This window comes from Bradyrhizobium sp. 155 (genome assembly GCF_023101105.1).
GTDB classification, from domain to species: Bacteria; Pseudomonadota; Alphaproteobacteria; order Rhizobiales; family Xanthobacteraceae; genus Bradyrhizobium; species Bradyrhizobium canariense_D.
Map to the genome: position 1 here is coordinate 2,099,586 of NZ_CP064704.1, position 24,692 is coordinate 2,124,277.

A 24,692-nucleotide genomic window follows, 5' to 3' on the forward strand; every position below is an offset into this window, starting at 1 on the left:
AGGCCGAATCCATGCAGGACCAGATCCTGATCGAAATGAAGGGCGTGCAGAAATGGTACGGCGGGTATCAGGCTCTCCGCAACGTTGACCTCACTGTGCGCAGAGGGGAAAAGATCGTGCTTTGCGGTCCGTCCGGTTCGGGCAAGTCGACGCTGATACGCTGTATCAACCGCCTGGAGGCAATCCAGCAGGGCAGTATCGTGGTGAACGGTCATCGGTTTGACGACAGCATCAAAGCCATCGATGTCGTACGCCAGGACGTCGGCATGGTCTTTCAGAGCTTCAACCTTTTTCCGCATATGACGGTCTTGCAGAACTGCATGCTCGCGCCCATTCGCGCGCGCCGCATCAGCAAGACCGAAGCGGAGGCGAGCGCGCGAAAATATCTCGAGCGGGTGCGCATTGGCGAGCAGGCCGAGAAGTATCCGGCGCAACTCTCGGGCGGTCAGCAGCAACGTGTCGCGATCGCGCGTGCTCTCTGCATGCAGCCCAAGGTCATGTTGTTTGATGAACCGACTTCGGCTCTCGATCCGGAAATGGTCAAGGAAGTGCTCGACACGATGATTGGCCTCGCCAACGACGGCATGACCATGATTTGCGTCACCCATGAAATGGGTTTTGCCCGCCAGGTTGCCGACCGTGTCATCTTCATGGCTGAAGGGCAGATCATCGAAGAAGGTGTGCCCGACGCTTTCTTCCGCAATCCGCAGCACGCTCGCACCAAGCAGTTCCTTGGCGAGATCCTCGCCCATCACTGAACGGAGTTATTCCATGAGCCGTCTTGTCTACGTCCTCAACGGGCCAAATCTCAATTTGCTTGGCAAGCGTCAGCCCCACATCTATGGCCACGAGACGCTTGCGGATGTGGAGCGAGATTGTCGGGGGCTAGCCACGGAGCTGGCTCTGGAGATGCGCTTTCACCAGTCGAACAGGGAATACGAGCTGATCGACTGGATCCACGAGGCGCGCGAGACGGCTGTCGGCATCGTCATGAATCCCGCGGCTTTCACCCATACCTCGGTCGCCATCCTAGACGCTTTGAACACGTTCGAGGGGACAGTAATCGAGGTGCACATTTCCAATGTGCACAAGCGCGAGGAATTCCGCCACCGCTCGTTCGTTTCCAAACGAGCTGATGGCGTTATTGCAGGCTTCGGCACTCAGGGTTATCTGCTCGGTTTGCGTCGGTTGGCCAAGCTGCTCGATGAGAAGGGATAGAATCGTATGAGTGCACCCGTCCGCCTGACGGTCATGGGAGCGGGTCTCATCGGCAAGCGACACATTGAACATATTCTCGCGCGGCCGGAGGCGGTCTTATCGTCAATCGTCGATCCGATGCCGGTTGCACGGGAGTTGGCGGTATCGCTCAAGGTGGACTGGTTTTCGTCCGTTCAGGACATGATCTCTGAAAACCGGCCGGAGGGGGTGGTTGTCGCCACCCCCAACCAGATGCACGTGGCCAACGGCATGGATTGTATCGCTGCGGGCATCCCGGCGCTGATCGAGAAGCCGTTAGCGGATGATATCGTGGCGGCACAGACGTTGGTCGAAGCATCCGAGCGGGCGGGCGTGCCGCTGCTAACCGGCCACCACCGTCGCCACAACCCGATGATCCAGCGCGCCAAGGCGGAGATCGACAGCGGCAGGCTCGGTCAGATCGTGTCAGTGCATGGCATGTTCTGGCTGATCAAGCCGGACGATTATTTTGAAGTGCCCTGGCGCGGCGAGAAAGGAGCGGGTCCCGCTTTCGTGAATCTCATCCACGATGTCGACCTGCTGCGGTACCTGTGCGGGGATATCGTGGCGGTACAGGCTGCCCAATCCAATCGGCTGCGTGGAAATGCGGTCGAAGAGACCGCGGTGATCATCCTGCACTTCGCGTCCGGCGCGCTGGGAACGGTCAATGTCTCCGATACCATCCAGTCGCCTTGGAGCTGGGAATTCACCACCGGAGAGAATCCGGCCTACAGCATACGCTGGAGACCTGCTACCAGATCGGCGGCACGAGGGCATCGCTGGCCATTCCGCAACTCGATCTGTGGCATCACCCGAGCAAGGCCAGCTGGTGGGCGCCGATCGAGCGCGAGCGGCTGAGGTTCGAGAAAGAAGACCCGCTTGGCCTGCAGATCGCAAATTTCTGTGGCGTTATCCGCGGCACGGCCACGCCTGTGGTGAGCGGGCGCGAAGGGCTAAAAACGCTCAGGGTGATCGACGCGGTCAAGCGCGCAGCGGAAACCGGAGATCTCGTGTCGTTTTGACTCTGGTAAGCACAGGTGTCTACGCTGAAGTATCGATATTTTATTTGGCGAACCATCAAGGTGCCGCTGATAGACAATGCTGGGAGCACTATGATCCTGCGACGAAGGCCCGTTTTCGGCCGGATAAACCCAGTGGTGCGATTGGTAAGTCATTGATTGTTCTCTACCCGTCGCTATCTCTTAATCAGCGGGTCCCAGGTTCGAGCCCTGGTGCGCCCACCAAATAAATCAAGACCTTAGCAAGAGAAACCGTTTGAGACCGACGGACTAAAACGGTTTTTCAAACGGTGTTCTTGACGGCCAGCCGGCGAGTCCACCGGCATTGTGATCTACTCTGTCCGTCTCGACGGAGGCCAAGGCGACTCGAAGGCCGTCCGGCAGAACCACTTCCTTGATGTTGTATGTAGATCAGAGCCGCCCGACATAGCCGGCATTCTCCACTTCTGTTCAATTTCATCAGCGACGCATTGGGTAGCCGCGCAGCGCCTCCACCGAAATAGTGCTTGAAGTCGATGTGAACTCTTATGTTGTCTGGCCAATAAGCCGCCATGCGGTCATAGAGGAGAACCGATCCGGTCTCGAAGCGCCGATAGACCGATTTGTGCATCGGCGATTTTGATTCCGCCATTCGGAGGTTCGATCTCTCCCGCCGCAGCCAAGCAGTCACTCAATTATAGAGAGTGGGACCGTATTGGCTGAAAGTGCCGCATTTTACGGGATTTTTGTGCGGCTCTCTAAAGTCTCTGCTCCTCTGAAACCGGCAACCTTGGCGAGAAGTCGTCGAAAGTCTCCAGCCCAAACCGCAGAAATTACCTTTTTCCGTGGAGACGATTGGCAGAGACCGGTTCGATCACCACTGGACAGTGGGGGTGGCAGTGAATTTTGACGGTTTCAAACCGCTCGACGACTATTGGCTCTGCGATGGCGATAGCTATTCTGCAGAAGCGGAAAACGGAACTCGAAATTGCTAAACGGCTCTGTCGAACGATTGCTATCGCATGCGCGGCAGGGCTCACAGGGGACAGTGGTGATGCGACAGCGCGTTCGCTTTGAAAGCGAGTGCAACCACACCCTTTAAATTGATCACTTCTCTCTCCAGAGGCATACGTAGCCAAGCGCGCATTCACGCTTCGCAGTCGATAACCGCTCCGAGTGGGGGCAAGTGGGACGGTCGGTAAGGTTCATGAGCATACTGAACCAATCTCATTATATACTGTCGAGCCGCGGAAGCCCTTCCCACCAGCACCGATCGTGTCCCGTGGCGTGGTGTAGCTGGCGGCGGGTCACCGCGTTCGCCGGCTGGAGAGCCGGGCTGGTCAGCTGGCGATAGCCGTGATGCTGACGCTCGGATCATCGCTCAACGGCGCGATGGTTTCCAGTGCCATGTAGCGGGCACGCTGGACGGCCCATTCATCATTCTGTTCGAGCAGGATCGCGCCGATGAGGCGAGTGATGGCGTCATCGTTGGGGAAGATGCCGACCACCTCGGTCCGCCGTTTGATCTCGCCGTTGAGACGCTCGATCGGGTTGGTCGAGTGCAGCTTGGTCCGATGCTGTGCGGAAAGGTCATGTAGGCGAGCACATCGGTCTCGGCCTCGTCGAGGAAGCCGGCAAGTTTGGGCAGCTTGGGGCGGAGCTGGTCGGCGACCTTGCGCCACTGGGTTCGCGCGGCCTCGGCGTCGTCCTGGGCAAACGCTGTGGCGATGAAGGCGGAGACGACGCGCCGCCCGCTCTTGCCGGCATGCGCCAGCGCGTTGCGCATGAAGTGGACGCGGCAACGCTGCCAGCTGGCATCGAGCACCTTGGCCACGGTGGGCTTGATGCCTTCGTGGGCGTCGGACACGACCAGCTTGACGCCGCGCAGGCCGCGGCGGGCGAGCTGGCGCAGGAACGCCGTCCAGAACGTCTCGGCCTCGGAAGGGCCGATGCCAATGCGGAGGACCTCGCGTCGGCCGTCGCTATTGACGCCAACCGCGACAATCACCGCGACTGAGACGATGCGGCCATTCTGGCGCACCTTCACGTAGGTGGCGTCGATCCACAGATACGGCCAGTCGCCCTCGATCGGACGGGCGAGGAAGGCCTTCACCTTGTCATCGATCTCGCCGCACAGCCGGCTGACCTCGCTCTTGGAGATGCCGGTCATGCCCATGGCCTGGACGAGGTCGTCCACCGAGCGGGTCGAGACGCCCTGCACATAGGCTTCCTGCACCACGGCGGTGAGCGCCTTCTCGGCCATGCGTCGCGGCTCCAGGAAGCCCGGGAAGTAGGAGCCTCGCGCAGCTTGGGAATGTGCAGCTCAACCGCGCCGGCGCGGGTCTCCCAGATCCGGTCGCGGTAGCCGTTGCGCTGGGCCAGGCGTTCGGGGCTCTTCTCTTCGTAGGCCGCCCCGGTCTGGCCTTCCACAGCTCCATCAGGCGCTGGGCGGCAAAGCCGATCATCTCGCGCAGCAGATCGGCGTCGGGGGTCTTCTCTACGAGCGTGCGCAGGTTCATCATGTCTTCGGTCATCGGTGGTTCCTCGGTTGCGTTGGCGTGTCGCAACCCGATCCTACCGGAGAACTGCCGGTGACCACCGCAAAGCTGCCCGCCCGCTACGGCGCTATTTGAAGGCGCGCATCCGGGCGGCTTTGCTCTACCGAGCTACACCACCACCGGGGACACGACCCCAGCAACTAGTAAGTGCTGGCAATATTTCAGAATTATAAGTAGCGTCGCGGCAAGAAAAATCGCGATGGCCGCCCGGTCAACGCAAGTTAAAAATGGGGAGATTCAAATGCTTTTGCTGAAAGCCGCAGTTGCAGCCGGTCTAGTCATCACAGCTTTTACGGGCGCTGCGCTTGCGCAGAGCAAGCCGCCGGAAATCAAGATCGGTATCACCACTTTCCTGTCGGGACCGGCTTCCGTATTCGGCGTACCGGCAAAGGCCGCGGCCGAGATGATTGCAGAAGACCTCAACAAGAAGGGCGGAATCGGCGGTGTACCGGTAAAACTGTCTTTCATCGATGAAGGCGCCGGCGGCGAGGCATTGGTCTCGAACTACCGGCGCATGGTGCAAGACGAAAAGGTCGACGTGACTTTCGCCTCCATCTCCTCGGGCAGCTGCAATCAGCTTGTCCCGGTCGCCGAAGACCTCAAAGTCATGAACTTTATGTGGGATTGCGGTGCGGCTTCTATTCTGGAGACGAAGAAATATCGCTACAATTTCCGCACGCAGGCTAACGGCACGCCGGAGATGCTGGCGGTGCTCGTCTATCTCCTTAAGACAAAGCCCGACTTTAAGACCATCGCGGTCGTCAATCAGGACTACGCGTGGGGCCGCGAAAGCTGGGAAATCTTCTCCACCGCATTGAAGGCGCTGAAGCCCGACGTTCAGGTGTTGGCGGAGCTTTTTCCGAAGTTCGGTGCGCCGGACTATTCCACCGAAGTTTCGCGCTTACTGGCATTGCGGCCGGATGTCGTTCTAACCACCTCCTGGGGCGGCGATCTCGACACGCTGGTCCGTCAGGCCGGTCAACGCGGCCTGCTGCAACAGTCGACCTTCGTGTTGGGCATCGGCGAATCCTCGATCCAGCGACTGGGCAAGGATCTGCCGGAAGGCCTGATCGTCGGCGCGCGTGGCGATCATTGGTTCCTGCATCCTGAAAAGAAGAACGATCCGGCCTTCAAGGCGTTTGCCGAGGCATTCAAGGCAAAGACCGGCGCCTGGCCGATTTACCCCGTCTACCACATGGCGCAGGCTTTCACGGCGCTGCAAGCTGCCTATGACAAGGCGATCAAGGCCAATGGCGGCAACTGGCCGACACGGGAGCAGGTCGTAGACGCAACCTCCGGCACCGAGTTCGCGACCGGTTTCGGCCGGCCGATCACGCTGAGGCCCGAGGACAACCAAGGTCTGGAAGCGCAGCTCGTCGGCGTCACCAAGTCTTTCCCGGGCTATGACTTCAAACTGCTCGACAACATGATGATCTTTGATCCGAAGGTGATCACCAATCCGGCGGGCGTGCGCTCGGTCGAGTGGCTGAAGACGCTCAAGCCGGAATTCGTTAAAATGGACGTTCCGACCTTCAAGCAGTAGGCCAGATCATCGTCCTCCGGGCAAAAACCGCAGGACGGCTTTCCTGAAGGTCTCCATGAATTCGACTCTCGCCATATTGGCCGTCCTTGACGGGATCAGTTACGCCGCCTTGGTGTTCCTGGTTTCCGTCGGGCTGAGCCTGATTTTCGGTGTGCTTCGCGTGGTGAATGTCGCGCACGGGTCGCTTTATGCCTTTGGCGCCTATCTCGCCGCGACGTTGAGCCTCGTGATTGCGCAGGTGTCGCCGTGGCTTACCTATCCCGCATTGCTGGTTGCCTCCATCGTCATAGGGTTTGTGTGCGGCGGTTTCATCGAGCGCTTCCTGTTGCGGCCGCTTTACGGACGAGACGACGTGTTGCAGCTCCTGATCACCTTCGCGGCCTTCATGATCATGGACAATCTGCAGCGTCTGATCTGGGGCGTGCAGCCCATCTTCGCTGCTGAGCCCTTGAAGCTGTTGCCGAACATCAGCGTATTCGGCGTGAACTATACGTCCTACCAGGTCGTCCTGCTTCCAGGCGTGGCAGTCGCGACGCTGTTCGGACTGCGTTACTTCTTGCGGAAAACTCTTGCGGGAGCCGTGATTCTAGCAGTAACCGAGGATCGGGAGGCGTCAACCGCCATCGGCATCGACGCCCAACGCGTCTACTCTATTACGTTCATCATCGGGGCGAGCCTGGCGGCGCTCGGCGGCGCGCTTGCTTCGCCGACCACGTCGCTGGTGCCCGGCATGGGCGCGGACATGATCGTGCTCTCGTTCGCGGTGGCAGCCACTGCGGGTCTGGGGCAGATCGAGGGCACCGCCCTTACGGCCCTTATGATCGGTTTGACGCGCGCCTTCGTCATCTATCTGCAGCCGGAGTTCGAAGTTCTCGTACCCTATCTGCTGATGGTACTGGTGCTTCTGGTGCGTCCGTTCGGACTGTTCGGTACGGTGCAGATGAGAAAAATCTGATGGCGGGCCGTATCAAGCCGATCACGGCAGTCGCAATCATCTTGTTTCTGGCCAGCGCGGTACTGCCGCTCTTCGTCGCGAGCTGGGCGACGTTATTCGCGCTCATCCTCGCCAAGGGCATCGTGGTGCTCGGCATCGTCCTGTTGCTGCAGGCGGGACAAGTATCGTTCGGACACGCGATGTTCTTCGCCACCGGCGCCTATACCGCGGCGTTCTGGGGCAAGTACATCGGCGGCGGCGATATCCTGATCTTTCTCGCGCTGGGAGGCATAACCTCTACCGTTTTTGGCCTGATCGTCGGCCTGTTCGTGGTTCGCTACAGGGAAATTTTCTTTGGAATGCTGAACCTGGCATTCTCCATGGTCTTGTGGTCGCTGCTCGAGAAAATGTTCCACTACACTAACGGCGCGGACGGCATCCGGGTCGCCCGTCCTGGCTTGTTTGGGTTTTCGTTCACGCCGGAGACGTTCCAATACGTTATTCTCTACGTGAGCCTTTTGGTCGCGATTGCTGCCTTCTACGGCGTGCAACGCTATCTCGACAGCCCGCTCGGTCACATGTTGCGGGCAATGAAATCTAACGAAACCAGGCTCGAATATCTTGGCATGTCGGCGCGGCGCGTGCTGCTCATCGGCTACGTGTTCTCCGCATTTCTCGGCGGCATAGGCGGCACTCTGGTATCGATCATTCAGCAGATCGCGACCCCCGAATTCGGCTTCTGGACCAAGTCCGGCGAGTTCGTGTTCATCGCGATCCTCGGTGGCAGCGCCCATGCTTTCGGTGCGTTTGCAGGCGCGGCGATGTTCGAATGCGTACGGTTCTATGCCGCGGCGCATCTGGCGGATTCTTGGCAGCTCATTCTCGGCGTCGTGCTGGTCGTCATCATTCTTTACGCGCCGAACGGCCTTATCGGCCTCCGCCAGCGCTACGGTCAATCCGGGCGGGGAGGGCATTAATGGCCAACGTCCTGCTTTCTGCCAAGAACATCAAGATCCGGTTCGGCGGCGTCATCGCCGCCGATGGCATCGACCTCGACGTCCTGGAAGGCGAAAACCTTGCCATCATCGGGCCGAACGGGGCCGGCAAGACGACGTTCCTCAACATCTCGACCGGTTATCTTCGGCCGCAAGCCGGCACCGTTACCTTTCTCGGCCACGACATCACCGCGCAGCTGCCACGTACGATCACCAGGCTCGGCATTGCCCGCGCCTTCCAGATACCACAGCTGTTCCTCGACCAGACCGTGATGGAGAACATGTTGATCGCGGCCGCCTCCCTGCGAGGCCGTCCGTCTGGTTTCCAGGCTCTTTCTCTCATGCCGGAAGTGCCGGAAATGAAGCGGCTGCTGGATCTCGTCGGTGTCAAATCGTATGCGGAACGAACGGCGCGCGAACTGCCCGAAGGGCAACGCAAGCTGGTCGATATTGCACTCGCGCTCGCGCTGAAGCCAAAGCTCCTCCTGATGGATGAGCCGACTTCGGGCGTCGCGTCATCAGAGAAACTCACCATCATGGACATTCTAACCACGGCGCTGGCAAAGGAGAAAGTCACCTCGGTCTTCGTCGAGCACGACATGGATATGGTGGAGCGCTATGCCAACCGCGTCGCCGTGTGGAATGTCGGCAAGATCCAGATGGTTGGGACGCCGGCTGAGGTTCTGGCGGACCCGAAGGTCCGGGAACAGGTGATCGGGATATGACACCGATGCTGAGTTTCGAGAATGTCAACGTCGCGATTGCTGACGCGCCTGTGTTGCGAAATGTGAGTTTCTCGCTGCTGCCGGGTGTGAGCGCAGCGCTTATCGGGCGAAACGGCGCCGGCAAGACCACGACCGTGCGCACTATCATGGGCTTCACAAAAGCGAGCGGCACCGTTCGTCTGGGCGGCGAAGATCTTGGAGCGATCGCGCCGCATCGCCGGCCGTCGCTGGGTCTTGGCTACGCGCCTGAGGACCGGCGTCTGTTTTCCGCCTTCACCGTCGAAGAAAATATTTTGCTTCCCGGTCGTGTCGCCAAGCTGAATCCGGACGAGACGCGGCGGCGGCTGGAGCGAGCGTATTCGGTGCTGCCGGAACTCAAAGAGCTTGCCAAACGTCCGGCGGGATCGGTCTCGGGCGGCCAAGGCAAGATGGTGGCGCTTGGGAGGGCGCTTATGCTTGGTACCCGGCTGCTTATCCTGGATGAGCCATTTCAGGGTCTCGCGCCTGTGTTAGCGCAGCGATATGCGGAAGCACTCCGGCGGCTTCGTTTGCAGGATAAGGACATTACGCTGCTGATCACCGAGTCGAATCCAAAGCTGCTCGAAACCTTTGCCGACGTGACGCTTACCATTGAAAGAGGTGAGATCGAGGCCCGCCAAGCTAATTGAAGACGCGGTGGAGGAGCCGCCGGCCTAAGCAGACCTCGGCGGTTTACCGATTCAGCGTCCGCTCTGCCACGTGATCGTGGCACTCTGTTTCGACCGTTCCTCGTAATCGTCGCGATTCAGATCGACCGTCGTTGGATTTCGGGCACGTCGGCTTAGTGCAGGTGTTTTAGTTTGTCCGCAGGGGCTGGCCGTCACATGGTCGCGGCCCGCTTCAGCCGCCCAGTTGAACAACCCCGAGGCGGCCTTGCGCATATGACGTGCGTTGCTGACGGAGGGCTTGCCGAACTTGCCCGCGACGATGTCATTCGAGAGTGTCGCGATGTCATGCTTCGTCACCCGGCGCTGACGCACCATGAATTCATGGAAATGGTCGAGATTATCCGCGCTCTCGGCAATTCGTATCGCCTGGCTGCACTGGAGCCAGGAAGCGGCTTTCTCTACGGACGCTTCACCTTCAATTTCTGCCGGGTCGTTGTGTCGTGTGTCGAGCGGTAGGCGGCACTTCGGTGGCGCCCAGGTGTCGAGCATCTACGGCAGCGACCGTTTGCTGTGCGTGCCCATTATGGTTCAACCCGTGCAGACCATCGTGCGAGGCCCATGAACTGCCTCACGCGAAGGATCGGATCAGATATCGCAGGTCTGGTTGGTGTGGGGAAAGACGGTAGCACCCTAGTGACTCGAACCCCCGACAGATCACCGCATAATCTAATACGCTTACCCTCGCAGGCCTCGGCTGCTCCGCCGCAAGTCCAAGATCCCACTGACGCGCCGAGCGCCGTTCTCCCTCGCCGCCGCCGCAACGAAATCGCAACGAATTGGGTGAAACGAGCGTGAACAAAAACGGGACGGAAGCACCTGCCGATGAGAGAAAGATCAACAACTTAGAAGATGTTCACTGCGTTCGGGACGCAGCGGTCGCAGGTACAGAAGGCGCCGCCGAGCAATTTACATTTCGTCTGTAACCTGTTGATTTCGATAGTGCTGTTGTGACGGCGTTTTACAGCTAAGTAGCTGAAAGTTATTGTGAAAGATGAGACTCTTAATCTGCGGGTTCCAGGTTCGAGCCCTGGTGCGCCCACCAAGCATAAGCCCTCTTCTTCAAGAACTGACGAGAAGGGTCGCTGAGAACAAAACGGGTCTCGTGCGACGTTTTGTTGTCGGCGTTTTTGCGGTCGGATTGCTGCGAGACTTTCCTTTGTTTCTGCCCCGTCGCCGCAGGGGACCGCTGCTGCAGAATCGGTTGGTATCGTCACAGGATGCTGCCCAACGGGCTAGATGACCCCGTCTTTGCGCATTCGTTCCAGCTCGGGCTCCTGGAGCCCGAGAAGATCACCGAGTATCTCTCGGTTTCGTGCCTCGATAGCTTCGCCAACCAGAGAATTTCTCCAAGGCGTCGCGGCCCCGTGCGCATTCGCTTGTTCGCCGGGGCAGGTGATCGAGGAGCGACGTCAAGGCGCTGCCGGGGGGCGTCGCCGCGGTCGATGTCGACGCGGCCACAGGGCCAACCGGGATCGTTACCCGCGAAGAGCTCCAGCGCGAGTCCGATCGCGCAGCCGGCATCGTCCGCAAGGCCGCCGCGCCCTGACAGTGCCTTGGGCGCGGCGGCGGCGTGGTCGAAACTGCAACCGGTATTCTACCTGCTAGCCGATCATTGAAGGCCAGCACTTGGTCGCGAAGCGATCATCTCGCCTCCGGCTTTGATGGCTGTCAGTGTCACGCATCTTGCGGCGCGGCTGCTCCGGCGGTCCGCCGCCGTGCCGGCAGGAAACACCCCGCAATCGCGCCGGCCAGTGACAGCGTCGCGGCGAGGCTCATCGCCGCGGCAAATCCGCTCTCGAAATGCGCGGCCGAATCGACCCCGCCATGCGCCGAGAAGTTCGCCACCAGCGCGGCGATACCGAACATGCCGCCGAGGAAGCGGCCCATGTTGAAGATGCCGGACGCCTTGCCCATTTCGGCCACCGCGACCGAGCTCAGGATGGCGTTCTGTGCTGCCGGCATCGCCATCGAGACGCCGACGCCGGCCAGCACCAGCGGCGCGACCAGGGCGGAGTAGGTAACCGCAGAGCTCACGAGCTCCGCGATCCAGCCAAGTCCGATCGCCTGCATCAGCAATCCCGTCACCACTAGCGGCCGCTCGCCGAACCTGTTGACGACCGCGCCGGCGATCGGGGCGGTGACGAACAGCGTCGCGGTCCAGGGCAGCAGGCGAAGTCCGGCGCCGAAGGCGTCGAAGCCCAGCGCGGTCTGGAGGAACTGCGGCAGCAGGAACAAGAAGCCGTACATCGCGGCGTAGAACAGCACGCTGGCGGACATGCCGGAGGCAAGCGCCCGCGATGCAAACAGCCGCATCGGCACCATTGGCGCGGTCGCGCGCAATTCCCAGAGAACGAAGCCGGCTGTGAACACCAGGCCTGCCATCAGCGCGGCCATGATTTCGGCGCTCGCCCAACCCACGGCGTTGCCGCGCAACAGACTCCACACCCACGCCAGCGCCGCAAGCGCGACAAGCGCCAGTCCGGGGATGTCCAATGCGGCGGCCGGGCCGAAGCTTTCGCGCAAGCGTGCCAGTACCAGGGCGATCGCGATCAGGCCGATCGGCAGGTTGATCCAGAACACCCAGCGCCAGCCGAAATGTTCGGTAATGAAGCCGCCGATGGCGGGACCGATGATCAGCGCGCAGCCGGTGATGCTGGCGAAAATGCCGAGCGCGCGAGCGCGCTCCTCGCGGCCGAACGTGCCGCTCAGGATCGCCATTGCCAGCGGCATCACCAGCGCGGCGCCGGCGCCCTGCAGCGCGCGGGCGGCGATCAGCGCGGTGGCATTGCCTGCGAGCGCACAGGCCGCCGATGCAACGACGAACAGGGCGAGCCCGGCCGCGAACATCCGGCGGCGACCGAAGCGGTCGCCGAGTGCGGAGCCGGTCAGGAGCAGCACGGCAAAGGTCAGATTGAAGGCGTTGACGGTCCATTGCAGCGTCTCGACCGGGCTGCCGAATTCGGCGCGGATGGTCGCGAATGCTGTCGTGATGATCATGGCATCGAGCGCCATCATGAAGGATGCCAGCGCGGTGACGCCGAGCACCCAGTTCTGCGCGGCGCGATTGATCGGGGTCTGCATCGCCCTGTCTCCGTGTGTCGCGCCAGCCTGTCGCGGCGCGTTCTGCGGGCTAGACGAGGGCTGAGCGGCAAAGGATGCGCCCAATAATAATTTGTTCCGGGCCGCATCCTTCGCCTGCCGGCAAACGTCCTAGGGGTGATGCGGCCATTTGCCCGATTTTGAGCGAACCAGGTCGCGACATCAGCAAGGAGCGCGCGATGAGAAGGACGTTGATCAGGTACAAGGCCAGGCCGGAGCTGGCCGATCGGAATGCCGAGCTGGTTTCGGCCGTATTTGCCGAATTGAAGGCGGCCGGCCCGGACGGCGTGCGCTACCTGACGCTACGGCTGGAGGACGACACCTTCATCCATCTTGTCGAGGCCGCGGCCGAAAACGGCTCGAGCCCGATTCCGAAACTCAAGGCATTTCAGACGTTCCAGGACGGCATCCGCGACCGCTGCGCGGAGCCGCCGCTGGTTCGTGATGTGAGGATCGTCGGCAACTATCGTATGCTGGACGAGTCCTGAACAAGCGAAGCGGAGGAGCAATGGCGCCAGACCCGCTGGCCACCATCGATACCGAGGCCCTGCTGGCGCGGATGCGGCCGAAACTGCATCGCTACTGCGCCCGCATGGTCGGCTCGGTCATCGACGGTGAGGATGTGTTGCAGGATGCGCTGATCAAGGCGATGGAAGCGCTGCAATCGGTCACGCCCGTCAATACGGAGGGCTGGCTGTTTCGCATCGCGCACAACACCGCGCTGGATTTCCTGCGTCGCCGCAACCGGCAGGAGGCGCTGCACTCGGCTGAAGAGGTGGAGATGATTGCCGACCAGCTCGATGATGTGGAAAGCCGCCAGATCGCCGCGACCAGCCTTCGCACCTTCATGCGGCTGCCGGTGGCGCAGCGCTCCAGCGTGATCCTGATGGACGTGCTCGGCTGCTCGCTTGCCGAGGTCTGCGACATCATGGATTTCAGCCTGCCGGCGGTGAAGGCCGCGCTGCATCGCGGACGCACGCAGCTGCGGGAGTTCGCCGGAGAGCCCGACGATGTGCCGCAGCCGGGCCTGTCGGAAGCAGATCGCACGCGACTCAACGCCTATGTCGGCCATTTCAATGCCCGCGACTTCGACGCGATCCGCGCCATGATCGCCGACGACGTCAGGCTCGAGCTCGTCAACCGTACCAGGCTGAAAGGCAAGGCCGAGGTGTCGAACTATTTCGGCAATTATTCGAAGAACAGCGACTGGCACCTGGTGACGGGGCAGGTCGAGGGACGTCCCGCGATCCTCGTGTTCGATCCGAATAAGCCGGCCGGGCGGGCGAAATATTTCATGCTTCTCGACTGGTCCGCCGGCAAGCTCGCCACCATCAGGGATTTTCGTCACGCAGCCTATGTTATTGATGGTGCGGAGTGCGTGGTGGATAGAGGGTGAACTCGCCTTCTCCATCGGAGCAGGCGCGTCGCTTGACTAGAAGGCCGTGGCAGGTTGAATGGGAGGACTGCCCGTCGGGCAAAACACCCGCCATCCCGTCAACCCCTCTCCACAAATATATTCCGCTTTACCGAAATTCGGAAACGGCGTATGTGTTGGCCATCCCGGCTCATCCTTGAGGGGCGATCTTGTGGTCGTCATGTTCGCGAGCCGGGCTTGCGGTGGACGCGGCAGCGTTCGGGTGCGAGAGGCCAAGGGCAGGGCGGATTGCTCTCCGTGAGCCCAAGGCTGCGTTCCGACGAGCGGCGCTGCTAGGCTTCGTCTCGTCTGTAAGTTTCCGGCTCCGTCGACAGGGCTGGAAAAACTGCGGCGAAATGGCGAGCCGTGCGTACGGCAAAAACCGTGTGGTCCTGGCCATCGTTGCTACGGTCAAGCCCTGGCGAATGCGGCATCTGCGTCAACCGGCGCGGTGCCGGTGACTTTCGCTGGGACGAGGGAGGCCAGAACGAACTCGGCTCCCGGGAGAGCACGGCATAAGCCGTCCAACCATCGCGCAGGGAAGGCCGAGTGATTGGCTACACCTGTATGCTGCTGTGCGGTTTCCTTGCGCTACATTTTCGCGCAGCGGACCGCGGGCGCCAGCCGGCACCCGGCCTTCCCTGCGCCCTCTTGGACAAGAGGGTGAAGCGACGAAGCAAAGCTCGGGCGGAATCAGCCGCGAGGATGCGAAGCTGCGCGGTTCGCCATCACGCATGCCGAACTACAGTCGCAACCAGGAGGACGAGGACCGCGAAAACGACAATCTCCATGGCATGCGAACGATTGGCCGACGACGGAGGTTCCCCGATTTCACGAGCAATGCCGAGCAGGAGCCCGCAAGGTCGCGCACAGCAGGCCCAAGACATCGCCAAGCCGGCAGTGGCCAGGCAGCGAAATTTTAAGATCATTAACAATGTTGAATCCCTGGCCGGAGCGATTGCCCTACCGTGAACCTTTCCGCCGGGGCTTTCCATGATCGATACCGCGACCAAGGCGTTGTTGCGCACCGTTCTCGACGAGGTGTGTGAAGCTGTTCCACGCTGTGAGATCGGCGCCAGGACTCGCGTAGCCTCGAAGCTTCTGGAGACTGCAAGCAGGGGCGACATCTCTGCGGATCGTCTCAAACTAGCGGCCCGCAATGCCCTTTCAGAAGTCCCGACGATGTGATGATGGTCATGTGGGGGCAGGGGTGAATTTCCACGTGACGGTCCTCAAGATCCTGGTGAGCTACCCGGATGGGTTCGCGGCCATGGAGGATCTCAAGCGGGATATGGCCATTCTGGCGACCAGCGGTCGCGACTGGACCGAGCGCACCCGGCGGCTCGCCGGGCGGGTGCCGGGGCTGGACATCTTTTCGCAAGGGCTGATCGACCGGACAAATGGCGGGTGGCGCATCACGGCCAAGGGCCGCGCCGTGCTCGGTCTGATGGAAGCTCGTCCGGACCAAGCGCCGATTGCCACCCAACAACCTCCCTCAGAACCAGAGCTTGCCCCGGCGATCTCGCGGCACATTCCGGCGGAGAGGATCCGAGGACGACTCGCCGCGCGCCGTCGCCGACGCAATGCCCGCATGCAGGCTCGGGCGTCCTAGCGAGGAACGAGCGTCGCTCCCGAAGCTTGAGCAAACGCCTTGTGATGGAAGACGCTCATGCAAAGTTCCGACGCTACCTTGTCGACGGCCCGTTTGTCGCGAGCGACGGACGATATCTGGGTCGTGGACGATGCCCCGATCAGCGCTGCCGGTCTGAAACTTCCGGTGCGTATGACCGTCATTCGGCTCTCGAACGGCGATCTTGTGCTGCATTCGCCGGTGAGACATTCGCCGACTCTCCGCGGTGAGTTGGAGCGGCTAGGGCCGATAAGGTACTTGCTCGCGCCGAATATCGCGCACTGGATGTTCCTGTCCGACTGGCAGAGAGAGCTGCCACAGGTGACGACTTTCGCGGCGCGCGGCCTTTCGGCGCGTCGGCAAGTTCGAGCAGCACGGATCCACATCGACCGCGAGCTTGGAGAGGCGACGCCTGAGGAATGGAGGGCCGACCTCGAAGCCGTCTCGGTGAACGCTCCGATGTTCTCCGAGATCGAGCTGTTCGACAAGCGCAGCCGGACACTGATCCTGACGGATCTGGTGCAAAATCTCGATCCCGATGATCTCAGCGCGTCAAACGAGGCCGCGGCAAACCTCCTCGGCATTTCCAAGCCAAACGGAACGGCGCCGGTCTATCTCCGACTGCTGCTGCGCCTCGGCGGCCGTTCCGTGCGGTCGGCAGCCGAGCGGCTCATACGGCTGTCGCCGGAGCGGGTGATCTTCGCGCATGGCGACTGGTTCGAAGCGGACGGAACCGAGCGTCTCCGGCGATCCCTGCACTGGCTGCTTCCGGCGGGCGGCTCCGGATCCGAGCCGCGGCAAATGACTGGCACGCGCGTCGTCATAACCGGTGCCTCGAGCGGAATCGGGCGTGCTGCGGCGCTGGCCTTCGCCGGAAAGGGCGCAAGCGTGGTCCTGGCGGCACGCCGTGCCGAAGTCCTGACGAGCCTCGCTGCAGAATGCGAGGCGCTCGGAGGCCGCGCATTGGCAATCCCGACCGATGTCACCGATGCCGAGGCGGTGCAGCGGCTGGCCCGAGAGGCGGAAGACGCGCTCGGTGGCATCGACGTCTGGATCAACAACGCCGGCACCGGCGTTTTCGGGGCCTATCAGGACGCGGATATCGCACTTCATCGCCGAACGATCGAGGTCAATCTCCTCGGCACGATGCATGGCGCTTTCGCGGTGCTTCCGATCTTCCTGCGCCAGAACCGCGGTATCTTGATCAACAACATCTCGCTCGGGGGCTGGGCTCCGACGCCTTTTGCTGCGGCCTACACAGCGAGCAAATTCGGCCTTCGGGGCTTCACCGCGAGCCTGCGTCAGGAGCTCAGGGCTCATCGCAACATCCATGTCTGCGGCGTCTTCCCGGCCATGGTCGACACGCCGGGCTTCGTCCACGGCGCCAACATGTCCGGCCGGACGCTCGATCCCGGTCCGCTGCTGTATCAGGCGGAGGACGTTGCCGAGACGTTCGTGAGCCTCGTCCGCGCACCCCAAGATGAGGTCGCCGTGGGCTGGCCGGCGCGTGCCGGCCAAATTGCCTACGCGATGGCTCCGCAGATTACCGAGAACATCCTGGGGGTTGCCTTCCGCTACCTGCTGTCGCGCGCGCGCCCGGCGAAGAGCAGCGAGGGCACCATGATCGAAGCTGGTCCGCAGGGCACGTCAATCGATGGCGGTTGGCTGTCACGCAAGCAGCTCCCACCTGCCGGGGTCATCAGTCAGGGGCTCGCGGCGCTGGGACTAGCTGCGGGCGTGGCTCTCCTGGCTTCAGCAGTTGCGCGTCGCGCTGGCAGATCGGGACAAGGCGTCGCCAAGCACAAGCATGTCCTGCCGAGGCAGATCACGGCAGCGCGTAGGCCCGCACGTAATCGCCGAGTTTAGTTCCGAACGAGCCGTGGCCGCCATCGACCGTGACGACATATTGCTTGCCGTTGGCCTCATAGGTCATCGGCGTCGACTGGCCGCCGGCAGGAAGGCGGTCCTGCCAAAGCCGTCTGCCATCGCGAACGTCGAACGCGCGGATGTAGTCATCCATCGTTCCCGTGATGAAGACGACGCCGCCCGCGGTGACGATCGGACCGCCCAGCATGGGAACGCCGAGCTTGAATGGCAGCGGCAGCGGGGCCTGATCGCGGATCGTGCCGATGCGATGCTGCCAGACCACCTTGTGCGACTTGAGATCGATCGCGGCGATGTTGCCCCATGGCGGGGCAAGGCAGGGGATGCCGAGCGGTGAGAGGAAAATGCCGAGGTCGACGCCATAGGGGGCGCCGTACATCGGCTGCACGCCGAGCTCGGTTCCCGGCGGATGCGCCGCGTTCGGCGCTGCCGGATTGTCTTTCCCGCGCGGCACGAGACGCGAGACGAAGGGAATCGATTGAGGGTTCGCGATCGCGATCAGGCGTTGCGGATCGACGGCAATGCCGCCCCATTCGAACATGCCGAAGTCTCCTGGAAACACCAGCGTGCCTTGTTCAGACGGCGGCGTGAACGGCCCCTCATAGCGCAGGCGCTTGAACTTGATCCGGCAGGCGAGTTGGTCGAACATCGTGCTGCCCCACATCTGCGCGTCGGTCAGCATGCCGGGCGGGCGAAAGCTCAACTCCGAGAAGGGCTGGGTCGGCGACAGCCGGTCTCCCTTCGCGGCGCCCTGCGGCACCGGCTTCTCCGGTGCGGGCACCAGCTGACGCCCGTCGCGGCGGTCGAGCACGAAGATGTCGCCGGTCTTTGCCGGGATGTAGATCGCAGGCGTCACGCCGCCGTTAAGGCGCAAATCGACCAGACTGGGCTGCGACGGCATATCCATGTCCCAGAGATCGTGGTGCACGTTCTGGAACGACCAACGCAGTTTCCCGGTCATGAGATCGAGGGCAATCAATGCCGAATCGTAGCGCTCGTTCTCGGGCGAACGGCCGCCGCCCCAAATATCCGGAGAACTCGAGCCGAGCGGCACATAGACCAGTCCGAGCTTCTCGTCGACCGCGGAAATGCTCCAGGAATTGGGTGAGCCGGCCGTGAAATGATGCGAGGCCGAGGGCATCTCGTTCGGATCGGAATTGCCGGCATCGAATGCCCAGATCAGCCGTCCTGAATAGATGTCGAAGCCGCGGATCACGCCCGACGGCACGCGATCGGAATAGTTGTCGATCACCGCTCCGCCGACGATCAGCAACTTGTCCGTGACGACGGGCGGCGAGGTGCCCTCGTAGAAGCCGAGTGTCTGGATCTCGCTGCCCTGCTTGAGATCGATCTGTCCCTGATTGCCAAAATCCTGGCAAGGCACGCCGCTCTGCGCATCGAGCGCGAACATCCGTCCGTCGTTGGTCGGTATGAAAATGCGCCCCGCACAATCGCTCGGGGCCGGCGTGCCGTCGGCAGTTATCGCGCCGGGCTTGGTCGCGTGATAGGACACGCCGCGGCAGGTCATGTGCTGGAAGGCCTTGTTGTGCTGCACCTGCGGATCGAACTTCCAGCGCAGTTTTCCGGTCGCGGCTTCGAGCGCGAACACGATCTGGTGCGGCGAGCAGGTGTAGAGCAGATCGCCCACCTTGAGCGGCGTCGCCTGGTTGGTGATCTCGTCGGGATCGTCCGGGCCCTTGTGATCGCCGGTGCGGAATTCCCAGGCGAGCTTGAGGTCCTTGACGTTGTCCTTGGTGATCTGGCTCAGCGACGAGAAGCGCGTACCGAAGCCGCTGCCGCCGTAGGCCGTCCAGTTCTGGCCGGCAGCGGGCTGGTCCGGTTCGGGAGACGCAATGGCCCCCGTTGTTTCGCCCTCAGGTATCGTGCCGGCAAGATCGCGGCGATCGCTCGTCAGGGACATGCCGACGACGATGGCTGCGGCGACCAACACAAGGCCAAGCGCCCATCGCGCTGCGCGCAAGCGAGGCGCCAGGCGGGAGGCAATGAAGGGCAGCATCAGCCACAGGCCAAGCGGCACGAGTACGTCGCCGCGCGGCGCCAGCGACCAGAAATCGAGGCCGGCCTCCCAGATCGCCCAGGCCATCGTTCCGGCCAGCAGCGCGGCATAAACCCAGAGCGCCTCGGCGCGGCGGCGCCCGAGCAGCCAGCTCGTGAGCAGAAGCATGATGCCCGCGATCAGATAGTAGACGGAGCCACCGAGGGCCTCGAGCCAGGCACCGCCAGCCAGGAGGCCCAGTCCCATGATAGCGACGAGCACAATGGTGATGGCCAGCAATGGCGCGTCACGGAGCCAATTCATTGAACGATGCATGGGAGGCATGATGGTCACTTCAGCGTATAGAGAAACGCCGCGATGTCCCGCGCGTCCTTCTGCGGGATGCCCATTCTCGGCATGGCATTGCCCGGCAACGCCCGCTGTGGATCCTCGATCCAATCAGCCATGTTGTCCGGCGAGTTCTGGATGTAGCCGGCGATGTAGGTCCGCGTGCCGATCCGATGCAAGGGTGGGCCGACATTGCCTTCGGCGCCGGCAATGCCGGGAATATCGTGACAGCCGCCGCAGTGATACTGCTTGACGAGGTCGGCGCCACGACGCGCGTCGCCGGTGAAGTTGTCCGGGCCCGCAGCCTTGCAGGCGGCGCCTGTGGTAGCCAGCAGCGCGGTGACTAGCAATCTCGTGATCGGATTTGCCATCGCTGCTTCCCGGCGATCAGGGCTTCTGGCCGAAATTGAAAGACTTGGTGGCAGACCAGGGATCGGTCGTCGAGACCTGCTCGCTCGGGACTTGCTCGACTTCGGGCGAAGGCAGATTCGCGGAAAAGGTTCGGCCCCATTGGTGGCTCGGCTCGTTGCTGATCTTGCCGATATAGGTGACGAGATCCCAGATCACGCTGTCGGGCAGCACGCCGCCCCAGGCCGGCATTCCATTCGGCCGCCCCTGGTAGATCGAGAGAAAAATGTTCTCTGGCTGCGAGCCGTAAGTAAAGTTGTTGTTGCTCAGTGCCGGACCCATGCCGCCGCCGCCATTTGGCGCGTGGCAGCCGACGCAGTTGAAGTTGACGTAGTAGGTCATCCCGCGCTGCTCCGCATTGGGATCGCCCTGCACAGGGTTCTTGATCTGCGGCGGGTCCGGCTGCGCGCCGGGATGGAGGTGACTGACGGGGACCTGCATGAAGACGCCGGGCCTGCCATTGCCGACGCTGCCACCGAAGTTCGGGCGCGGAGACAGCGTCGGCATCTGCGCCTCCTGCGACTGCGGCAAAGTCTGCTGGGCCAGTCCCGCACCATTCGGCACAACCGCCAGCAGCAACGACAGGGCGCTCGCGCGCAGCACTGGAGCAGACATCACTCATGTCCTCCCGATACCGTAACCGGTTGGTCCACCAGCGGAACGCCGTAACTGCGCAGCAGCGAGGTGATCTCGGACCGGTGCTCGTCGATGAATGCATTCAGTCGGTCGCGCAAGGCGTCGTCGCCTTTGCGCACGCCCATCGCGATGGCGAACTGGAACTGCTGAGGTGCAAAGCGCTCGTAATCCCGGATCGGCGTGACCGTCAGGGGGACGGGAGAGCGCTGGGCGAAATATCCGGCGAGCGGACCCCAGGCTGCGGCGACATCGAGGCTGCCGCTTTCGACGGCTTCGATCAGGCGCGCCGGCGGATCGGCCTGGCGATAATCACCGTAGATGGAGTAGCCGCGGACGTTGTCAACGATGCCCTGTTCGCCGAGCGCTTGCGCGGGCGGCGGATTGTTGCCGTCATCGCCGATCAGATGCACGCCGATCGCGAGGTGATGCAGGCGCGGGTCGAGCAGGGACGAAAGGTCGAGGTGCTGGTCCTGCCGCGTGACGAACACGTAGCTCGAGCGATAATACGGCTTCGTCGTCTCGACGAGATCATAGCCGGACGGCACGCCCATGACGACGTCGCATTTGCCGGCTTTCAGCGTGTTACGGATGAAGCCGCGGCGCTGCGCCCACCAGGTGTAGGAGACCTGCAGGCCGAAATGCTCGGCCACCATGGCCGCGAGCCTGTTCTCGAATCCTGCTTCGGCGCTGTTCGAGAAAGGCAGATTGTTGGGATCGGCACAGACGCGAAGCTCGCGATCCGACGCTGCCGCCGCCGTGGTTGCAAGCCCGACCAGAAAACCAAGAGCGATGCCGGGATAACTATTTCGAAGGCGCATGGCTGGTGTCCTCACCATTCGCGCCGCCGAGTTTGAAGACCAGCAGCTCACTCCCGCCCGCGGTGTAGAACGGCAAATCCTGGGTCGCACCGACAAAACCGAGCGCGCCGTTGCGCACCCGCGGATCGACCTCGGCGTTGGCCACCACACCCGGCCAGCCGCCGACGCCCGACAGGATCGCGATGTATTGCTGTCCGTCGGAGCCGCGATAGGAGATCGGCTGGCCAATGAATCCGGAGCCGGCGCGGAATTGCCAGAGGACATGCCCGTCCTTGGCATCCACGGCCTTGAACAGCCGATCCATGGTGCCGTAGAACGCGACGTCGCCTGCCGTAACCAGCGCGCCGCTCCAGACCGGCAGCTTCTCGTGGATCTCCCAGACCTTCTTGCGCGCGACGGGATCCCACGCCATGAATTCGCCGCGGTGGCCGCCGGGGCCGGCATACATGTCGACATCGGCGCCCACATAAGGTGTGCCTGCGATATAGCCGACCTGCGATGCCTTGAAATTCATGCAAAGATGCTGATGCGGCACGTAGAGCAGCTTGGTGCGGGGCGACCAGGCGGTTGGCTGCCAGTCCTTGGCGCCCGGCGCGGCCGGGCAGATGTTCTCGACGGTCTTGCCGGCGAGCGGCGTCTTCTCCTCGTTGGGGATGATCTTGCCGGTCTTGAGATCGACGCCGTTATAGGCATTGACGAATTCAAACGCGTCCGCCGAGATGACTTCGCCGGTCGCCCGATCCATCACGTACATATAGCCGTTGCGGCCCGGGTGGATCAGCACCTTGCGCGGCTTTCCATTCAGTTCGAGATCGACGAGCACATTCTCGTTGATCTCGTCGTGGTCGAACAGGTCGTGCGGGTTGATCTGGTAAGCCCATTTGGCGCGGCCGGTGTCGGGGTCGCGGGCAAAGATTGTGGTGCTCCAGAGATTGTCGCCGCTGCGCTGGTTGGCGTTCCATGGGCTCGGATTGGCTGTGCCGTAGTAGATCAGATTGAGTTCGGCATCGTAGGAGATCCATCCCCACATCGTGCCGCCGCCGACCTGCCAGCGGTCGGCCGGCCACGTCTTCACGCCGAGATCCTTGCCCTTGAGACTGTCGTAGAACGGCTTGAAGTCGTCGCCGATCAGCACGTCCTTGTCCGGGCCCGTGGCGTAGGCGCGCCACGCAATGGCCCCGGTGTTTTCATCGAGCGCGGTGACCCAGCCGCGCACGCCCATCTCGCCGCCGCTGTTGCCGACGAGCACCTTGCCCTTGACCACGACGGGAGCCATCGTGATGGTCTCGCCCTTGTTGATCTCCCCGAGCTTCGTATGCCACAGCTCCTTGCCGGTCTTGGCGTCGATCGCGACCGTGTGGTTATCAAGCGTGTTGAGGAAGACCTTGCCGTTGTCGAAGGCGAGTCCGCGATTGACGACGTCGCAGCAGGCAACGCCCGCGGCTGCCGGTTCAGGCTTTGGCGCGTAGGACCATTTCAATTCACCGCTCGTGGCATCGAGTGCGAACACACGGTTGGGGTAGGGGCCAGCATAAGGGCCGACCACATACATGGTGCCATCGACCACGAGCGGCGCCGCCTCCTGGCCGCGATCGGCACCGACCGAGAACGTCCATGCAAGCTGGAGGCGCGATGCATTGGACGTGTTGATCTGATCAAGGTTGCTATAGCGGGTGTTGGCGTAGTCGCGCGCCGCCATCGGCCACTGGCCGGGATCTTTCATGCGGCTGGCGAGATCGCTCTGTGCCGAGGCGGACGACAGCAACGCGCAGGACGCGCAAAGGGCACAAAGGAAGCCTGGAAGTCGGCCCAGCAAACGCGTGAGACCACGCACTAACATATGTAAAGATCTCCACGGCAGTGATGAGGCCGTGCGCCGTTGCAGGCCGGTTTACGAACCTACAAACGTTCCGACTTCGCTTGGTTCCAAAGAGGTGAGACCGACGACGAGCTATCTCACGACGTTGCCGGACACGCCGGCGCCGAGGTCAACTGCGATCTGATCTTCCTTGCCGTTACACTTGGGGTGGCCAAATCCAGACGGACTTTTGCCGTCGGGTCCGATGTCATAGATGATTGCGTCTTTCATGTTGGGGCTGACGCCGGCCGGCACGCGGTCGAGCCCGAGCTGGTGACGCACGCGCCAGGCCACGTTGTGATCGGCGCAGGAGCTGTCGCCGCTGACGCCCAGCGCGCCCGTGATGCCGTTGCCGTCATAGAGCGCCAACCCGCCTCCGAACACGATGGTGCCGCCGATCGGCTTGCCTACCATCGGATCCTGGGCCGTGCCGAAGTTGTCGGGAGATCCGGCGTACAAGGCTTCCGGAGACGGCGGGTTGCCGAGTGCCGCTCCGAACAGGAACCCGCCGGGCTGCGCACCGGCATAGAGATTGGCGGTCGCGATCGCCTTGTCCTTCAGGCTGAACGCATTTGCCGTATTGGCCTTCTCGGCCGCGATGGCCCGGCTGCCGAGCCACTGGTCGTCGACCTTGCCGCCGCTATAGGCAACTGCGCAGACGATGCCCTGCCGATTGACGACGGCAGCCCACTCGTTGTTGTCGAGACCGCCGTTGCTGGGGCCGCCGCCCGGCTTGACACTCTTCTTGAGGATATCGGCGAGCTTGTCATGGTCGACCGGGCACGACATCCCTGACTTGGGTTGGTCCTGCGCGCTCAAGACTGCAGGCACCAAGAATGCTGCGGTGATTGCCGTTAGCACCATGACGGATCGTTTTTCCATGTGGCCTCCGTGGAGTGTCGCAG

Annotated in this window: 20 protein-coding genes and 2 pseudogenes; 13 read left to right on the forward strand and 9 right to left on the reverse strand. The window is 62.2% G+C overall.

Annotation, left to right across the window (positions count from 1 at the left end):
* The first annotated feature begins 11 nt into the window (after positions 1–11).
* The 3 genes and pseudogenes from IVA93_RS10145 to IVA93_RS10155 all read left to right on the forward strand — a co-directional run bounded on the left by IVA93_RS10145 (position 12) and on the right by IVA93_RS10155 (position 2,258).
* The gene (locus tag IVA93_RS10145) at positions 12–758 is read left to right on the forward strand and encodes an amino acid ABC transporter ATP-binding protein (RefSeq protein WP_018460421.1); all 747 of its coding nucleotides are present in this window, start codon (positions 12–14) and stop codon (positions 756–758) included.
* Positions 759–771: 13 nt separating this feature from the next.
* A complete protein-coding gene (gene aroQ / locus IVA93_RS10150; protein ID WP_018460420.1) occupies positions 772–1,218 on the forward strand; it encodes a type II 3-dehydroquinate dehydratase in 447 nt (148 codons plus the stop codon).
* A 6-nt stretch (positions 1,219–1,224) separates the two neighbouring features.
* Positions 1,225–2,258, forward strand: a pseudogene (locus tag IVA93_RS10155) (Gfo/Idh/MocA family protein).
* 1,316 nt (positions 2,259–3,574) lie between these two features.
* Here the strand turns inward: IVA93_RS10155 and IVA93_RS10160 are convergent.
* Positions 3,575–4,768 (reverse strand): annotated as a pseudogene (locus IVA93_RS10160) (IS256 family transposase).
* A 265-nt stretch (positions 4,769–5,033) separates the two neighbouring features.
* On the opposite strand from IVA93_RS10160, the gene IVA93_RS10165 reads away from it, so the two are divergent.
* Genes IVA93_RS10165 through IVA93_RS10185 form a run of 5 tightly spaced genes read left to right on the forward strand, consistent with a single transcriptional unit; the run spans position 5,034 to position 9,657 of the window.
* Complete coding sequence (locus IVA93_RS10165) at positions 5,034–6,335, forward strand: ABC transporter substrate-binding protein (RefSeq protein WP_018460419.1); 1,302 nt, start codon at positions 5,034–5,036, stop codon at positions 6,333–6,335.
* A 55-nt stretch (positions 6,336–6,390) separates the two neighbouring features.
* Positions 6,391–7,290, forward strand: a complete 900-nt coding sequence (locus tag IVA93_RS10170) for a branched-chain amino acid ABC transporter permease (RefSeq protein WP_018460418.1) — start codon at positions 6,391–6,393, stop codon at positions 7,288–7,290.
* Positions 7,290–8,246, forward strand: coding sequence for a branched-chain amino acid ABC transporter permease (locus IVA93_RS10175; RefSeq protein ID WP_085359164.1), 957 nt, complete (start codon positions 7,290–7,292; stop codon positions 8,244–8,246). Before IVA93_RS10170 ends, IVA93_RS10175 begins: the two co-directional genes overlap by 1 nt.
* Complete coding sequence (locus IVA93_RS10180) at positions 8,246–8,989, forward strand: ABC transporter ATP-binding protein (RefSeq protein ID WP_018460416.1); 744 nt, start codon at positions 8,246–8,248, stop codon at positions 8,987–8,989. The genes IVA93_RS10175 and IVA93_RS10180 overlap by 1 nt, the downstream gene beginning before the upstream one ends.
* Entirely contained in the window at positions 8,986–9,657 is a 672-nt protein-coding gene (locus IVA93_RS10185) for an ABC transporter ATP-binding protein (protein WP_018460415.1), read from the forward strand. Before IVA93_RS10180 ends, IVA93_RS10185 begins: the two co-directional genes overlap by 4 nt.
* Positions 9,658–9,708: 51 nt before the next feature.
* Here IVA93_RS10185 and IVA93_RS10190 read toward each other — a convergent pair whose 3' ends face one another.
* A complete protein-coding gene (locus IVA93_RS10190; protein WP_245288578.1) occupies positions 9,709–10,185 on the reverse strand; it encodes a hypothetical protein in 477 nt (158 codons plus the stop codon).
* A gap of 1,185 nt (positions 10,186–11,370) precedes the next feature.
* Entirely contained in the window at positions 11,371–12,777 is a 1,407-nt protein-coding gene (locus IVA93_RS10195; RefSeq protein ID WP_247789759.1) for a DHA2 family efflux MFS transporter permease subunit, read from the reverse strand.
* A gap of 197 nt (positions 12,778–12,974) precedes the next feature.
* Between IVA93_RS10195 and IVA93_RS10200 the strand changes: the two genes are divergently transcribed.
* From IVA93_RS10200 to IVA93_RS10220, 5 genes are all read left to right on the forward strand, one after another.
* The gene (locus tag IVA93_RS10200; RefSeq protein WP_026234026.1) at positions 12,975–13,283 is read left to right on the forward strand and encodes a hypothetical protein; all 309 of its coding nucleotides are present in this window, start codon (positions 12,975–12,977) and stop codon (positions 13,281–13,283) included.
* Positions 13,284–13,303: 20 nt separating this feature from the next.
* Complete coding sequence (locus tag IVA93_RS10205) at positions 13,304–14,191, forward strand: sigma-70 family RNA polymerase sigma factor (RefSeq protein WP_018460410.1); 888 nt, start codon at positions 13,304–13,306, stop codon at positions 14,189–14,191.
* Between the two features lie 1,011 nt (positions 14,192–15,202).
* Entirely contained in the window at positions 15,203–15,397 is a 195-nt protein-coding gene (locus IVA93_RS10210; protein ID WP_018460409.1) for a hypothetical protein, read from the forward strand.
* Positions 15,398–15,419: 22 nt separating this feature from the next.
* Positions 15,420–15,821: a hypothetical protein gene (locus IVA93_RS10215; protein ID WP_026234025.1), complete on the forward strand. Its 402-nt coding sequence runs from the start codon at positions 15,420–15,422 to the stop codon at positions 15,819–15,821.
* 57 nt (positions 15,822–15,878) lie between these two features.
* Positions 15,879–17,705: an SDR family oxidoreductase gene (locus IVA93_RS10220; RefSeq protein ID WP_026234024.1), complete on the forward strand. Its 1,827-nt coding sequence runs from the start codon at positions 15,879–15,881 to the stop codon at positions 17,703–17,705.
* On the opposite strand, the gene IVA93_RS10225 is transcribed toward IVA93_RS10220, so the two are convergent.
* From IVA93_RS10225 to IVA93_RS10250, 6 genes are all read right to left on the reverse strand, one after another.
* Positions 17,665–20,043 (reverse strand): glucose/quinate/shikimate family membrane-bound PQQ-dependent dehydrogenase, encoded by a 2,379-nt coding sequence (locus IVA93_RS10225; RefSeq protein WP_018460406.1) that lies wholly within the window; start codon positions 20,041–20,043, stop codon positions 17,665–17,667. The two genes, IVA93_RS10220 and IVA93_RS10225, sit on opposite strands and share 41 nt — an antisense overlap.
* A 26-nt stretch (positions 20,044–20,069) precedes the next feature.
* Positions 20,070–20,438, reverse strand: coding sequence for a c-type cytochrome (locus IVA93_RS10230; protein ID WP_018460405.1), 369 nt, complete (start codon positions 20,436–20,438; stop codon positions 20,070–20,072).
* Positions 20,439–20,454: 16 nt separating this feature from the next.
* Positions 20,455–21,090: a c-type cytochrome gene (locus IVA93_RS10235; RefSeq protein ID WP_026234023.1), complete on the reverse strand. Its 636-nt coding sequence runs from the start codon at positions 21,088–21,090 to the stop codon at positions 20,455–20,457.
* Positions 21,090–21,929 (reverse strand): substrate-binding domain-containing protein, encoded by an 840-nt coding sequence (locus tag IVA93_RS10240; RefSeq protein ID WP_018460403.1) that lies wholly within the window; start codon positions 21,927–21,929, stop codon positions 21,090–21,092. Before IVA93_RS10240 ends, IVA93_RS10235 begins: the two co-directional genes overlap by 1 nt.
* Complete coding sequence (locus tag IVA93_RS10245) at positions 21,913–23,769, reverse strand: PQQ-dependent dehydrogenase, methanol/ethanol family (protein WP_026234022.1); 1,857 nt, start codon at positions 23,767–23,769, stop codon at positions 21,913–21,915. Before IVA93_RS10245 ends, IVA93_RS10240 begins: the two co-directional genes overlap by 17 nt.
* Before the next feature lie 111 nt (positions 23,770–23,880).
* Complete coding sequence (locus tag IVA93_RS10250) at positions 23,881–24,669, reverse strand: GlcG/HbpS family heme-binding protein (RefSeq protein WP_026234021.1); 789 nt, start codon at positions 24,667–24,669, stop codon at positions 23,881–23,883.
* Positions 24,670–24,692 lie beyond the last annotated feature (23 nt).